We start from the raw sequence: 14,367 nt of genomic DNA, 5'->3' as shown, positions 1-14,367 counted from the left end.
GTTATCAGTTATCAGTTATCAGTTATCAGTTATCAGTTATCAGTTATCAGTTATCAGTTATCAGTTATCAGTTATCAGTTATCAGTTATCAGTTATCAGTTATCAGTTATCAGTTATCAGTTATCAGTTATCAGTTCACTCTTTACTGTTTACTGTTTACTGATCACAGCAAAAAATCTCCCATCACCCCACACCCCACACCCGACACCCCACTTCCTAATTCCCATGACCGATACTCTAAACGATTATAAAAACCTAATTAGTGAACTGATTAACCGTTATAAAAACCGCGTCGATTTTCTGACAATTCGTCTGGAAGAAGCGCGGGGGACAAATATTCTACTGCGTTCCGAACGAGTTGAAACCCTCAGCGAAGGTATTGCTATCGGTGGTCAGGTACGGGCCTGTTATAAAGGAGGTTGGGGATTTGCCAGCTTTAATCAATTATCCAGTTTACGGGAACGATTAGAAGATGCGATCGCTGCTGCCCGTTTAATTGGGGAAGAAGAAACCCTGATTGCCCCGGTAGAACCTGTAATTATCTCCTGTGAATTACCCTTAACGGGAACAGATCCCCGTTTAGTGCCATTAGCCGATAAAAAAGCCCTCTGCGATCGCTATAATAACTTACTGCGTCAACATCATGCCAGTATTGCCACCACTTCCGTCCGTTACAGCGATAGCAGTCAACATATTCTTTTAGGCACTTCTGACGGGACTTTAATCGAACAAAAATGGTCGGACTTAGAAATGCGTTTTTCGGCCACCGCTAGGGATGGGGACAGCGTACAAACGGGCCGGGAAACCACAGGATCCCGAAAAGCTTTCGAGGATCTGGTCAATTTAGAGGAACAGGTGCAGGGGTCGGCTAAACGGGCCCTACAAGCCCTAGTTTTGCCCCCTGTCAAGGGCGATACCTACACCGTCGTCATCGATCCCATTTTAACCGGTCTGTTCGTCCATGAGGCTTTTGGCCACCTTTCCGAGGCAGATATGTTATACGAAAATCCTGACCTTTTGGAAGTGATGAGTATGGGCAAACGTTTTGGACCAGATAACCTGCAAATCTTTGACGGGGCCTATCCGGAAGGTCATCGGGGCAGTTATTTTTATGACGATGAGGGAACCCCCGCAACGACGACTCAGTTAATTAAAGATGGGGTTTTGGTGGGAAGACTGCATTCGCGGGAAACGGCGGGCAAATTAGGCGAAAAACCGACCGGTAACGCTCGTTGTCTCAATTATCATTATCCGCCCATTGTCCGCATGACCAACACTTGGATTGAACGGGGAACCACTCCCGTTAAAGAGTTATTTTCGGGGATAAAAACGGGAGTTTATGCCCAAAATTGGCAGGGAGGCATGACTAACGGCGAAATGTTCACTTTTAGCGCCGGGGAAGCTTGGATGATTCGCGACGGAGAAATTGCTGAACCGGTTAAAGATGTGACTCTCTCTGGTAATGTCTTTAAAACCCTAGCCAATATTGAGGCAATTGGGGATGATTTCTACTGGGACGAGTCGGGAGGCTGCGGAAAAGGGGGTCAAAGTGGTTTACCCGTCGGCTGCGGTGGCCCCAGTCTCCGTATCCGCGATGTGGTGGTGGGGGGAGAAGCAGATATTTAGTGAACAGTCAACAGTAAACAGTAAACAGCTTCTGAGGGCAAGAGGCTCCAAGAAAGAATCTGGCAATTCTCCTACCTAAAAAGAAGGTTAGAAACTAAGTACATCAAAACCTTTAGCTTAACAAATTAGGGGGGGCATCTCAATTTTTGGGCGCACGCAGTTCGATAAACTCATTGTAGGGGCGAATTGCCTTCGCCCTGACAGCCGCAGTCTATCTCATCTTCTCGTCACTGTCTTCAATTTCTTGCTCATCTTGATTGATTTCTTCTTTAAATCCCCGTAAAGTTTTTCCCAAAGCTGCCCCAAATTCGGGTATTTTTTTCGGCCCAAATATCAGGAGAACAACTACAGCAATAATGACTATTTCTGGCCAACCTAATCCAAACATAATCTTGAAAGTAAAAAGTAAAAAAAGAGAAAGGAGTCAGAATTCAGGAGTCGGAAACTTAACGGTGATAACTGATAACTGATAACTGATAACTGACTCTATGCTGCCACTTCTGCGCGTTTATAAGCTTCGTCGAGGACTTCTGAGAGAGTTGGATGGGTGTGGATGCGGAAAGCGAGTTCATGGACAGATTTACGTTCAGCGATCGCATTGGCCGCTTCTTGAATTAAATCCGATGCGTGGATACCGATAATATGAACACCGAGTAATTCCCCCGTATCCTGACGATAAACGACTTTAGCGATGCCTTCCGTTTCTCCTTCCGCTAAAGCTTTGGAATTTCCCTTAAAATAGGTCTTGACAGAAGCCACCTTATACCCTTCTTCCTGTCCCAAAGCTTCTGCTTGCGGTTCCGTTAAACCCACATAACTAATTTCGGGGTGGGTAAAAGCGGCGGCGGGAATACTGCGATAATCGATGGTTTTTGGGCGATTACAGATATTTTCAATGGCTATTACCCCTTGACCCGAAGCAGCGTGAGCTAACATCATTTTACCCGTAGCATCGCCCACGGCCCAGAGATGGGGAACCGGTTCACCGTCCTGAATTACCTGCATTTTGTCATTAACCGCAATAAAACCGCGTTTATCCAGTTCTACCCCGACAAATTCCAATCCGAGATTCTTTGTCGCGGGGATTCTCCCTGTAGCGACTAAACAAGCATCTACTTCTAAAATTTCGATCGCTTCTTTGCTTTTTGCGTCCACCAGTTCAATGGCCACAGGATTCCCCGGTTTAATACTTTTTGCCAAAACTCCCACATAAGTCTCGATATCTCTAGGTTTAATCAGAACTCTTTCGGCGATTTTCGAGATTTCTGGGTCAAATCCAGGCATGAGACTATCTAAAGCTTCGATCATCGTCACTTCACAACCCAAAGCGGTGTATATATCCGAAAATTCCAGACCGATATAACCACTACCGATAATTGCGATCCACTTGGGTAAAGTTTCTAATCTAACGGCCTCATCACTGGTAAAAACCGTTTTATGATCGATCTCGATCCCCGGTGGGACAAAGGGAACCGACCCCGGACAGAGCATAATATCCTTAGCGGTGTAGATTTTTTCGCCACTATCCCCGATGACGCTAACTTTTTGCGGGCCGGCGATTTTTCCCCAACCGTGGATAGTATCAACCTTGAGACGTTTAAGACTATTAGTGAGATCGCCTCTAATTTTACTGACAAGGTTGTTAGCATGATCGGCAATTGTTGGACGGTCAAAATTAACGCCACCGATGGCAATACCTAGACTTTTCAGATGGTCACTATCGGCCAATTCCCGCACTCGTCCCGAGGCTGCCAGCAAAGCTTTAGAAGGAATACAACCGCGATTGACACAGGTTCCTCCCATATCTTTGGCTTCGATAATAGCTGTTTTTAGCCCACATTTGACTGCGTGTAGGGCTGCCCCGTGGCCACCAACTCCAGCACCGATAATAATTAAATCGTAGTCGAATTCACTCATAGTCTCTCTGACTCTCAAAGTTAGCATTATCCCATTTTACGATCCACTGCGATCAAGCTGTGCTATCCCGGGCAAAAACTGGAGCCAGTTTTTAGCCATCAGGCTCTTGTGCATTGAAACTGGCTATTGGCAATTTTAGGACAAGTCGTTACTAGACCTCTGGTAAAAATCAAAAATTGTTGTTGGGGTTAGGAGCCGGTCGTCAGTAGTCAGGATAATTTTAAATGCTCTATTCACAGATTTTAGGTGATTTAGTCCTTATTTTTGCGGTTTTTGAATCCTCAAAAATTAATTAGGCAAAGCGTTACTGAATCAAGATATGAATAAGTAGGTGGGTGTTAAAAATTGTCAGATCCCCCCGCCTATCGGCACCCCCCTTATCAAGGGGGGCAGGGGGGATCAAAGACAAAATCTATCTTCAATTTAATTGAAACCATTTACTTATTAATTCTGCATCCTATCCATAGGTTAGTCTAGTCTTAGGTTGGAAAAATTAAACCTGCTGCCAATACTTTGCCAGATGAAAGACCCATCTTTCTCCTACCATAATTTAGGCTCGAAACCAGAATCATTAATGATTTCTACCGTTTCTCCCGATGGTTTAATCACAAATAAACCCTGTTTATAGGCATAACGATCTACTCCTTCGTCTATTTCTATTCCTGCCACTGCACCATAAGCCTGATAGTTCTTATAATGGGGAAATGCTTGTTTAAATCGACTTAATTTTTCTAAAAACTCATTGACATCATCTTTCGATAAACGAGACTTACATTCTACTAAAACTACCTCGGTTTCATCGACGGCTAAAATGTCAATCTCCATGGCTATTCCTTGCCGTTTTACCCTGGCACGACTGTAGGTTTCTTTAACATCGATACCTTTGCTACGAAATAGGCCAATAACAGCAGGTTCGACTAATTCCTCGACAAATCTTCCCCAGCGAGTGGTTAAACTATCCACAGCACGACTGGTATTAGCTACTGTTTTCTCTAGCTCGGCCAAACGGCGATCGGCTTCGGCCTTGGCTTCAGCAGCCCGGCGATCGTATTCAGCATCTCGGCGATCGGCTTCGGCCTTGGCTTCAGCAGCCCGGCGATCGTATTCAGCGGCCCGGCGATCGGCTTCGGCCTTGGCTTCGGCAGCCCGGCGATCGTATTCTTGGCGTGATTGTTCAAACTTTTCGTTAGTTTTCTCAAAAAGTTTATAGATATCTTCGATGGTAATCGGTTGAGACATGGTTATTTGTTTTAATCTTTCTTATTTTACTATAATTGTACTAGCAAAGTACAAGTCATTTTAGGGACGGGTGTTAATTGATCAAGTCAATAGTTATACTAAATCCGTTGAGTAACGCACAGAAAAGGGGTTTCTCGGAGAAACCCCTTTTCTACTCATGCAAAAGGCAAAACGGAGAATAAATAATCAGTTTTTAATAACTGGATTTAGTATGAGGACGATATAGCGGGGACGGGAACCACAGTTTCTTCGTTGATCATGGTTTCTAACTCTTCAGCCTGGGATTTGGCTCAATAAATTGATCATTGTAAATAATTGTTACAAATACTTGACTTAAGATATTTCTATGGTGACGGAAACACAAATCAAAGAAAAAGCGCTAGAGTTGGGCTTCCATGGGGTCGGTATTGCCTCTGTGGACAGCCAAGACTCGGCGGCATCCCATCTAAAAAGCTGGTTAGAGCGGGGTTATCACGCTGATATGGATTGGATGACTAACCCGAAACGACAGGATATCAAAACTCTTTGGCCAGAAGTGCGATCGCTAATTTGTCTCGCCCTTAACTACTACACCCCCCAGCAACACAGTCAAGAGCAAAATCATGGCAAAATTTCCCGTTATGCTTGGGGAAGGGATTATCACAAAGTATTAAGTAAAAAATTAAAAGCCCTCAGTCAATGGTTAGAAAGTCAGGGGGAGCAAATTCAAACCCGTTACTATGTGGATACTGGACCGGTACAGGATAAAGTTTGGGCGCAAAGAGCAGGAATCGGCTGGATTGCCAAGAATGGTAACTTAATTACCCGCAATTACGGCAGTTGGGTATTTTTAGGGGAAATATTAACTAATTTACCTTTAGAACCCGATCGACCCCATAGCGCCCATTGTGGCACCTGTAGCCGTTGTTTAAGCGCCTGTCCCACCCAAGCAATAGTTAGTCCCTCTGTGGTGGATGCTAATCGCTGTATTGCCTACCATACCATTGAAAATCGTTCTGTAACTTTGCCTACAGAAATTGCCAAGAATTTACAGGGTTGGGTCGCTGGCTGCGATATCTGTCAAGATGTCTGTCCTTGGAATCAACGTTTTGCCCAAGTTACCGACGTGGAGGATTTTCAACCTCGTCCGGAAAACCTTTCGCCAAGGTTGGATGAATTAGCTAATCTAACTATAGAGGAGTGGGATCGTCGTTTCATCTCGTCAGCCCTACGTCGAATTAAACCCCAGCAGTGGCGACGTAATGCCCAGGCTAATTTAGCTCATTCCCCGAACCCCGCACAAGATGACAATTAAAGTAGTCGTGTTCGATTTTGATGGTACTATCGCCGATACCCACGATACTTTCGTGGAGATTGTCAATCGTTTGGCTAAAAATTTTGGTTATCAACCCGTCAACGAGGAAGATTTGGCCAGACTAAAAAACCTTAGTTCCCAAGAAATTATTAAACAATCCCAAGTTTCCCGCGTTAAAATCCCTTTTTTACTCTATCGAGTTAAACGGGAATTAAATAAACAAATTGAATGTCTGAAACCCTTCCATGGCTGGGATAACTGCCTCCTTACCCTTAAAGAAAGAGGCTATAGATTAGGAATAATAACTTCTAATACCAAAGAAAATGTCACCATATTTTTAGCAAATAATCAACTCTTAAATTTATTTGATTTTATCTGTTCGGGAACGCCTTTATTCGGCAAACACAAAATTCTTGATCGCCTGATCCGACAAAATAAATTCTGTCCCGATGAAATGATTTATGTCGGCGATGAAACCAGAGATATTACTGCTGCCAAAAAAAGTCAAGTGCAAGTGGTGGCCGTCGCTTGGGGCTTTAATTCCCCTCAAATTCTCACTCAATTTAACCCCGATCATCTCATTCATCATCCCCTAGAATTATTGGATATTTTAGATAGGTCTAGCTGAAAAAGTTTTTTCTGGGGACAAGGAAAGGCAGTTTGGGCATTTGTACTAAAATACCCAATACTCAGTTTAAATATAGACTTCGATTGATGGGGGCAGAGAGACTCGAACTCTCACGAGCTTATAAGGCTCAACGGATTTTAAGTCCGTAGCGTCTACCATTCCGCCACGCCCCCGTTATTTGACCGACAATTTTTTATCATATCACAAATAATTTAATTAGCAAGAGTATTTTCAGTAAATTATTTTAGCCCGCCAATTCGATCGCCACAAAGGGGGAAAGACAAGGTAAAATAATCAGCAGGTGAATTGCCGTTCACCGACAGCCATTGATAAAAATAAATCCTTATGCAATCAATTCTGACGCAAGAAACCATTATCATCGCCCTGATCTACCTATCTCTCAGTGTCTTGTATTTGCTCGTAATTCCCGCCGTTATCTACTACTACCTCAATACGCGCTGGTATGTGGCTTCTTCTTGGGAAAGAGGGTTTATGTACTTTCTGATGAGCTTTTTCTTCCCCGGGATGCTGTTGTTAAGTCCTTTCCTTAACTTCCGTCCCCAACGTCGTACCCTAAAAGCTTAAGTTATTAACCCAAAAAACCCATGAGACGCATTGATGTCATCGGGATCGGTATAGGGATGTTTGCTATGGGCGGCATCCTCTACATTGTCCTGCAAAAAACCGGTTTAGATAGTGCTTCGGCGGGAATTTGGAGTCAAGCGGTGTTGGTAGGTGGTGTCATCGGTTGGATTTTTACCTATCTGTTTCGAGTTGCCACCGATAATATGACCTACGGCAAACAGCGCAAGGATTACGAAGATGCCGTCTTTAAAAAACGCCTGGAAGCGATGACTCCCGAAGAAATCGCCCAAATGCAGCGGGAGATTGAAGAAGAAAAAACTAAATAGACGGATGAAACCCGATAAAATCATCATCGGTTGGCGAGAATGGCTGGATTTACCTGATTTAGGCATTACCAAAATAAAGGCCAAGATTGATACAGGCGCTCGCTCCTCGGCCCTACACGCTTTTGATCTGCATCCTTTTCGAGATGGCGATCGCAATTGGCTGCGCTTTCAAGTTCATCCCTACCAAAAAGATAGTCACCACACTGTCACCACCACCGCAGAAATCCTCGAATGGCGACAGGTAAAAAATTCCGGTGGTCAAAGTCAACTACGTCCTGTTATCAGAACAAGTGTATTACTTGGCGGTCGTCAATGGCCGATCGAATTAACCTTGACTAATCGCGATGTCATGGGTTTTCGGATGTTATTAGGACGAGAGGCCCTGAAAAAAGGCTTTCTTGTCCATCCGAATAAGTCTTTTTTACTGAGTTAAGTTATATTCAGTTATCAATTATCAGTTATCAGATGTGAGTTTTCAGTTCACTGTTTACTGTTTACTGTTTACTAAAAAGGCTCTCCTGAGAAGTGGGGAATTAGGGGAGTAGGGAGTGGGTTTTTAAAGTTCGACTGGGAGTTAATCGCACTATTAAAAACAGATTTGGTATTATTATCTATCTAAATTCTTGGAGCTTGTTGCTGTATAATTGGAATGACTGCCCCGCTTTTCATCTGAACTATGCCTATTCCCGATTTTCAATCGATTATGTTGCCTCTACTAAAAATACTTGCAGATGGCAAAATTTATAAATATCGAGAAATTTTTGAAGCCTTGGTCAGAGAGTTTCAAGTCACGGAAGCGGAAAGAAAAGAAATGCTTCCCAGTGGACAACAAGAAATTTTTGCTAATCGAGTCGGTTGGGCAAAAACCTATTTAAAGAAAGCGGGATTAATTGACTCACCCCAAAGGGCAACTTTTGTAATTTCTGAGAAAGGAAAAGAAATCTTATCTCAAAATCCTGCTCGAATTGATACCAAATTTCTCAGACAGTTTCCCGAATTTCAAGAATTTACTAGAGTTAAAAAACAAGATGACAATATTTCCGTTGACGATCATCGTAAATCAAACGAAGAAGAACAAACACCAGATGAATTACTAGAAAAATTCTATCAAGAAATTCGTCAAGCATTAGCAACAGACTTACTTTTTATTCTGCGAAAATTATCCCCAGATGCTTTTGAAAAATTAGTAGTAGAATTACTGGTAAAAATGGGTTATGGTGGCTCGATTAGAGATGCCAGTAAAGCGGTAGGTAAGAGCGGTGATCAAGGGATTGATGGAATAATAAAAGAAGATAGACTCGGTTTAGATATAATCTATATTCAGGCCAAAAGATGGGCTGATAATAATGCCGTTGGTCGTCCAGAAATCCAGAAATTTGTCGGGGCATTAGCGGGACAAGGAGCCAAAAAAGGTATTTTCATCACCACTTCCTATTTTACCAAAGAGGCTTTAGAATATGCCCCTAGAAATGAGATAAAAATAGTGCTGATTGATGGGGAAGAATTAGGTCAATTGATGATTGATTATAATTTAGGTGTATCGACCCAAAAAATCTATGAAATCAAGAGAATTGATCATGATTATTTTGGGGATGAATGAGAGAGACAGGAGGACAAGGGTTACAGAAAACGGCCATGGCGTTAAAATAGATGGGAAAAATAGAGGATAAAAACTATGGACGGGATGACCTTTTTTCAGAAAAGTGCGGGACAGTGGAAATCTCAGCGCACTACCCATCATTTACCCTTTCGACGCTCAGAAACCGGCGATTCCGAGATTTATGTGGAAGCTTTAGGTGCCGATAACCCGAAAATTATCGCTATCTGTGAAATGCACGAAGTCGATCCCGCCAAGGCGGTGGGGGGTGCCTTTGTCAGTTGGGATGGTTCGATGCAGTGGGACAAAGAAAACGAAAATCATCAAGGAACCACCGTTTTTGCGCTAATTCCCGACGAAGATAATCCCCAAGCGGGTGTTCTCCTGCGGGAGCGAGGTTATGCGGAAATCATTCCCGTGGCGGGCCGTTATCACATTGATGAACAGGAAGGTTTAGTCTTAATTACAGAATACGAAACTATGACCTCGATCGAGCGTTTTTGGTTTGCCGATGCCGATTTACGTCTCCGCACTAGCACAGTTCAACGTTTTGGCGGTTTTAATACGGCCACTTTTTGTGCTGAATCCCGCAATCAGTCATCGGAGTCAGTCTCTAGTGATTCCCCCGAACCATCATCCTATTCGATTAGTGGCTGGTAAATTCAGTTATCAGTGATCAGTTATCAGTGATCAGTTATCAGTTTTTTTCTGCCATCTCCCTGCTCAGGCGCTCCCCAACACCCCGGATGGTAAGCAAGTTTTCTTAACAATTGTAAGAATTTTTAATATTTCTTTTCTAGTTGGCACCTACTCCCTTATCATTAGGAGGAAAGTTTTTTAAGCATTTCTAAGGATACGGAGGTTTACCCTTGGCCATTCCTCTTTTAAATTACGCCCCCAAGTCCCAAAACGTGCGGGTAGCTGGTTATGATGTCGGTGGAGACGAAAAACCGAGAGTTTACACGACAGAAAATGTCCTCTCCCCTAGCGACCTGGACGATTTAATCGAAGCCGCTTACCGTCAGATTTTCTTCCATGCCTTCAAATGGGATCGGGAACCCTTCCTCGAATCCCAATTACGCAATGGACAATTATCCGTGCGGGATTTCATTCGTGGTTTACTGTTATCGAAAACCTTCTATAACAGCTTCTACGAGAAAAACAGCAACTATCGCTTTGTCGAACAGGTAGTACAAAGAGTCCTCGGTCGCGATGTCTATAGCGAAAGAGAAAAAATTGCTTGGTCGATTGTCGTTGCCACCAAAGGCATTCAAGGTTTTGTCGATCAACTTCTCAACAGTGACGAGTATCTGCAAAGCTTTGGTTATGATACCGTTCCCTACCAACGTCGTCGCACCCTGGCCAGCCGCGAAATCGGTGAACGTCCATTCAACATCACCTCGCCTCGCTACGATGGCTACTATCGTGGTATTTTGGGCTTCCCCCAAATCGTTTGGCAGAATGCTGTCCGTCGCTATGTTCCCCAAGAGCAAAAACCCAAAGCCGGCGATCCTTCCAGCTTCTTGGCTATGGCCCGGGGTCTCGGTAGCGCCAAAGGCAATCCTGTACCAAGAGTCTCCGCTATGAATATTAACATCGAGGCTTCTGTACCCCGTCGTTAATTTTTAGCTCAACCTGCCGGGGAGAGTCCCTAATTGGCAGAATGACCCCCGAACCATAATCAGGTTATTCTGTGAATTGGTGGCTCTCCCTATGGGGTGGCTCCTGAGATAATCCCCCCACCGAGGACAATCTCCCCTTCATAAATCACGGCTGCTTGGCCCGGGGTGATGCTAAATTGTGGTTCATCGAAAACCAGCTTCACTTGATTATTTTCCAGGGGAATAACATTGACGGGAACGGCCGGAGAACGATAACGGACCTGTACTTGCGCGCGGATAGGGGTGGTGGGTTCAGCAATAGAAACCCAGTTCATGCGTCCGACAAGACAATCGGTACTAACGGCACTTTCGCGATTACCGACGATAACCCGATTCATGACGGGATCCAGTTTGACCACATAGAGGGGTTCAGCGGCGGCGATGCCGATGCCTTTGCGTTGTCCGATCGTATAATGATGGATACCGCTATGTTTACCCAAAACTTTGCCATCGAGATCGACGATATCGCCCTCACTAACCGCGATATACTTATCCAAGAACGATCGCATAGTTCCGTGAGCTTCAATCAAGCATAAATCCTGACTATCGGGTTTATCTGCTGTTTTTAAACCGAATTCCTGGGCAATCCTGCGGGTTTCTGCCTTGGTTTGTTCTCCCAAGGGAAATAAAGTCCCACGCAGTACATCTTGAGTTAGATCATAGAGAAAATAGGATTGATCTTTATTTTTATCGACGGCGCGCAGCAGTTGATAACGGTTATTTTCAGGAGAAAAACGAATTCTAGCGTAGTGACCGGTGGCAATAGTATCCGCTTCTAAGGTTTCCCTAGCATAATGCAACATCGGCCCAAATTTTACCGCTTTATTGCACTGAGAACAGGGCAGCGGTGTGATTCCCGCTTCGTAACCAGAAACCAGATAATCAATAATTTCTTTTTGGAAAAGCTCGCGACTATCGACGATATGATGGGGAACCCCCAACTGCTCACAAATAAAGGCCGCATCTACCATCCCCTCGGAGCAGCATTGACCTTTACCCTTCATTAACCACAGGGTCAGGCCAATAACATCATAACCTTGAGCGTGTAAGGCGGCAGCGGCGACAGAGCTATCTACTCCCCCCGATAGACCGACAACAACTTTTCCCATAAATCTTGTAATGATTTTTAACCAATATACTTTCTAGACTAGCATCTCCTACTTTAAAATTTGGACATGGTGTACCCAAATTTCGTGTGAGGACAAACCAGTATGATGAGAACAAACCTACTGTTTTTCTCGGCTTTATTTTGGTTAAAAGTCGGGATAATCGCTCAAGGAACGCTACTGCTAAAAGCAGACTTATCTTTTGCCCAGAATGTTTATCCCGGTCGTCGTTTACCCCCACCACCAGCGGTGAGACAACCAACTAAACGTTCAGACAGTCCCAGTGGTGCTAATTGTTCCCAATGTTCACCCTTAAATTTACCCCCAGTTAATTCTCCATCAGTTCGCTCCCCGGTGGCGGACCCAGTTTCCGGTAATCAACCCCTGAGAGAATACCTTTTTCAAGCCCCCGCTCCCGTGCGTCCTGCCAATGCTACGGTGATTAATAATAATAATCGTCAAACTCTCAATCCACCAGCACCCAGACCGCAAAATCGCGCCAATAAACCCCCTTCTCCCCCACCACAGCAGCGGGTTATTGCAACTAATCAACTCTTTCGCGTTGAAGTTCAGAGTAATAGTACAGAAGCGTTGGCAAAAATTCAAGAAATTGAACCCCTCGCATTTATCCGCGCGGGAGAAAATGTTATTCAAGTGGGGTTATTTCAGCAACAATACCAAGCTAAACAACGGGTACAAGAGTTAACTAGACAGGGTTTTAGCGCCCAGATTATTACCCTCAATAATTAGTAAAGTTAGGGTTGAAAATATTAATAATAATCCGGGTTTAGGTCTGGGAATTATCCCTAATTCTCCTTAACCCTTGCCCTGCTGCGGGTTAATAAAACCGCTTGTAATACTAAATCCTGTTTAAAAGGTATAGGAGAGTGGGGAGACACAATATTAATTAAAATTATCAAAAATTAATTTTGAGGGCAAGTTCTTAAGTAGCTAGACACAATTAATTACACATAAGTAGCTGGTTATAATTAAATTAAAAATGGATTTTAGGTTCGATCCCCCCTGCTCCCCTTGATAAGGTAGGGTTGATTCATGAATCAACCCTACCCTTGATAAGGGTGGTGTCTGATAATTTTTAACGCCTACCTACTTATCTAACTATCTCTTGCCTGTTGCCTCTTGCCTATCCTAACTAGGAAGTTAATTTTACCCTATTACTTAGCACACAGAGTTAATTTTGTCAAGCAAAATTCTGACCGCATCGATCATCACATCTGGTTGATCCATCCAGACAAAATGACCACTTTTATCTGCTTGTATTTGCAGAAAATCTCTGGATAATTTGCCTAATTCTAGGTGCATCTCCTCCCGGAGTTGGTTGGCACTTTTAAGGGGAATAAACCGAGTCCAAAGGGAAGGTTTAAAAAAAGAATTAGCTTTAATACTAACTATGGGTAAATTACCGAAATTTTTAGCCTCACTCAGCTGACGAGCGCTTTGGTCGAGATTAAGCATTTCTCTACTCATCGTCATCCAGTGTTTAGCGCGACAGAAAGAACGCTTAACTCGATGACAAGAATCTGGGGAAAAGCGACGCAATTCTGGTTTTAATAATTCAAAAACTCCCAGAACTTTCAGAACTCGGATAATGCCTAAAATTGAGCCGATAATCGACATCAAGAATCCCGAGATAAAAAATAATTTTAATGCCTTTAATGCTGGCGACATTTTCAGCATTCCCTGCTCGTGTAAACCATCGGTGAGTACCAAACCTACTACTTTTTCTGGGAACAGATGAGCATATAGTCGAACATTATAACTGCCAAAAGAATCCCCAACTAAAATATAAGGTGGTTCTATTTTTGCTTGGGTTAGTAATTGATCTAATTCCTGAACAATTTGGTAGCTAGTTCGCGGATAGGGACTAGAATCGCTCCAACCATAACCCGCTCGATCATAAATACAAACCCTAGCTAATTTTGACAATTCTTCTATCAAAAAATATCCCTCAATTCCCCCTAAACTATGGTCAATAATAATAGTGGGACTAGCCGATCCCGCTAGACAAAAATGTAGGCGATATTTACCCAGATTAATCAAATGACCCGGCGGTGCTTTTTGTTCTTCTAACCAAACAGATAACGTCTGATAAACTGTCGTCGCTACTAGGATAATTACTCGAATTGATAAAGACATAACTACACCTCTTGTAAAAATAAAAAATTCTCTTGGTTGCTGGAGAATTAAGAATGATTAAGTAGCTGGTTATAATTAAATTAAAAATGAATTTTAGGTTCGATCCCCCCTGCCCCCCTTGATAAGCTGTCCTTTAGTCACATCTTTCTTAACATTTCAAACCTTTGTAGCACAAGGCTTTCAAGACTCGGTTAACAATTTGTAATATTCCTTGTTGACACCCTTACTGAC

Annotated in this window: 15 protein-coding genes and 1 tRNA gene; 10 read left to right on the top strand and 6 right to left on the bottom strand. The window is 43.3% G+C overall.

The window, feature by feature from the left end:
• The first annotated feature begins 225 nt into the window (after positions 1-225).
• Entirely contained in the window at positions 226-1,626 is a 1,401-nt protein-coding gene (locus IM462_RS09145; protein WP_287702213.1) for a TldD/PmbA family protein, read from the top strand.
• 211 nt (positions 1,627-1,837) lie between these two features.
• Here the strand turns inward: IM462_RS09145 and tatA are convergent, their stop codons facing one another.
• The 3 genes from tatA to IM462_RS09130 all read right to left on the bottom strand — a co-directional run bounded on the left by tatA (position 1,838) and on the right by IM462_RS09130 (position 4,782).
• The gene (gene tatA, locus IM462_RS09140; RefSeq protein ID WP_002733416.1) at positions 1,838-2,014 is read right to left on the bottom strand and encodes a twin-arginine translocase TatA/TatE family subunit; all 177 of its coding nucleotides are present in this window, start codon (positions 2,012-2,014) and stop codon (positions 1,838-1,840) included.
• A gap of 98 nt (positions 2,015-2,112) precedes the next feature.
• Positions 2,113-3,543, bottom strand: coding sequence for a dihydrolipoyl dehydrogenase (gene lpdA / locus IM462_RS09135; protein WP_287702211.1), 1,431 nt, complete (start codon positions 3,541-3,543; stop codon positions 2,113-2,115).
• 540 nt (positions 3,544-4,083) lie between these two features.
• Positions 4,084-4,782 carry a DUF3782 domain-containing protein gene (locus IM462_RS09130; RefSeq protein WP_287702209.1) on the bottom strand — a complete coding sequence of 233 codons (699 nt, stop codon included), beginning with the start codon at positions 4,780-4,782 and terminating at the stop codon, positions 4,084-4,086.
• Positions 4,783-5,128: 346 nt separating this feature from the next.
• On the opposite strand from IM462_RS09130, the gene queG reads away from it, so the two are divergent.
• Both queG and IM462_RS09120 read left to right on the top strand, forming a co-directional pair.
• The gene (gene queG, locus IM462_RS09125) at positions 5,129-6,076 is read left to right on the top strand and encodes a tRNA epoxyqueuosine(34) reductase QueG (protein ID WP_287702207.1); all 948 of its coding nucleotides are present in this window, start codon (positions 5,129-5,131) and stop codon (positions 6,074-6,076) included.
• On the top strand, positions 6,066-6,704 hold the full coding sequence (locus IM462_RS09120) for an HAD-IA family hydrolase (protein ID WP_287702204.1): 639 nt from the start codon (positions 6,066-6,068) through the stop codon (positions 6,702-6,704). The genes queG and IM462_RS09120 overlap by 11 nt, the downstream gene beginning before the upstream one ends.
• Positions 6,705-6,791: 87 nt before the next feature.
• Here IM462_RS09120 and IM462_RS09115 read toward each other — a convergent pair.
• Positions 6,792-6,877, bottom strand: a tRNA-Leu gene (locus IM462_RS09115).
• Positions 6,878-7,049: 172 nt separating this feature from the next.
• On the opposite strand from IM462_RS09115, the gene ndhL reads away from it, so the two are divergent.
• The 6 genes from ndhL to IM462_RS09085 all read left to right on the top strand — a co-directional run bounded on the left by ndhL (position 7,050) and on the right by IM462_RS09085 (position 10,834).
• Positions 7,050-7,289 carry an NAD(P)H-quinone oxidoreductase subunit L gene (ndhL, locus tag IM462_RS09110; RefSeq protein ID WP_002732218.1) on the top strand — a complete coding sequence of 80 codons (240 nt, stop codon included), beginning with the start codon at positions 7,050-7,052 and terminating at the stop codon, positions 7,287-7,289.
• Between the two features lie 20 nt (positions 7,290-7,309).
• The gene (locus tag IM462_RS09105; protein WP_002783731.1) at positions 7,310-7,615 is read left to right on the top strand and encodes a DUF3007 family protein; all 306 of its coding nucleotides are present in this window, start codon (positions 7,310-7,312) and stop codon (positions 7,613-7,615) included.
• Positions 7,616-7,619: 4 nt separating this feature from the next.
• Entirely contained in the window at positions 7,620-8,048 is a 429-nt protein-coding gene (locus tag IM462_RS09100; protein WP_287702202.1) for an ATP-dependent zinc protease family protein, read from the top strand.
• A gap of 243 nt (positions 8,049-8,291) precedes the next feature.
• The gene (locus tag IM462_RS09095) at positions 8,292-9,215 is read left to right on the top strand and encodes a restriction endonuclease (protein ID WP_287702200.1); all 924 of its coding nucleotides are present in this window, start codon (positions 8,292-8,294) and stop codon (positions 9,213-9,215) included.
• Between the two features lie 75 nt (positions 9,216-9,290).
• Positions 9,291-9,872: a phycobiliprotein lyase gene (locus IM462_RS09090; RefSeq protein WP_287702198.1), complete on the top strand. Its 582-nt coding sequence runs from the start codon at positions 9,291-9,293 to the stop codon at positions 9,870-9,872.
• A gap of 209 nt (positions 9,873-10,081) precedes the next feature.
• Complete coding sequence (locus tag IM462_RS09085; RefSeq protein ID WP_045359953.1) at positions 10,082-10,834, top strand: phycobilisome rod-core linker polypeptide; 753 nt, start codon at positions 10,082-10,084, stop codon at positions 10,832-10,834.
• 89 nt (positions 10,835-10,923) lie between these two features.
• Here IM462_RS09085 and mnmA read toward each other — a convergent pair whose 3' ends face one another.
• Complete coding sequence (gene mnmA, locus IM462_RS09080; protein WP_287702196.1) at positions 10,924-11,982, bottom strand: tRNA 2-thiouridine(34) synthase MnmA; 1,059 nt, start codon at positions 11,980-11,982, stop codon at positions 10,924-10,926.
• Positions 11,983-12,084: 102 nt separating this feature from the next.
• Here mnmA and IM462_RS09075 point away from each other — a divergent pair, with 102 nt between their 5' ends.
• Positions 12,085-12,729: a hypothetical protein gene (locus IM462_RS09075; protein ID WP_287702194.1), complete on the top strand. Its 645-nt coding sequence runs from the start codon at positions 12,085-12,087 to the stop codon at positions 12,727-12,729.
• Between the two features lie 429 nt (positions 12,730-13,158).
• On the opposite strand, the gene IM462_RS09070 is transcribed toward IM462_RS09075, so the two are convergent.
• Complete coding sequence (locus IM462_RS09070; protein ID WP_287702192.1) at positions 13,159-14,136, bottom strand: alpha/beta fold hydrolase; 978 nt, start codon at positions 14,134-14,136, stop codon at positions 13,159-13,161.
• Positions 14,137-14,367: the final 231 nt, after the last annotated feature.

It is taken from the genome of Microcystis sp. M144S2 (genome assembly GCF_020246065.1).
In the GTDB taxonomy this organism is placed as follows: Bacteria; Cyanobacteriota; Cyanobacteriia; order Cyanobacteriales; family Microcystaceae; genus Microcystis; species Microcystis ichthyoblabe_A.
Note: the sequence above shows the minus strand (reverse complement) of the source record. Positions and strands in the feature narration are given on the sequence as shown.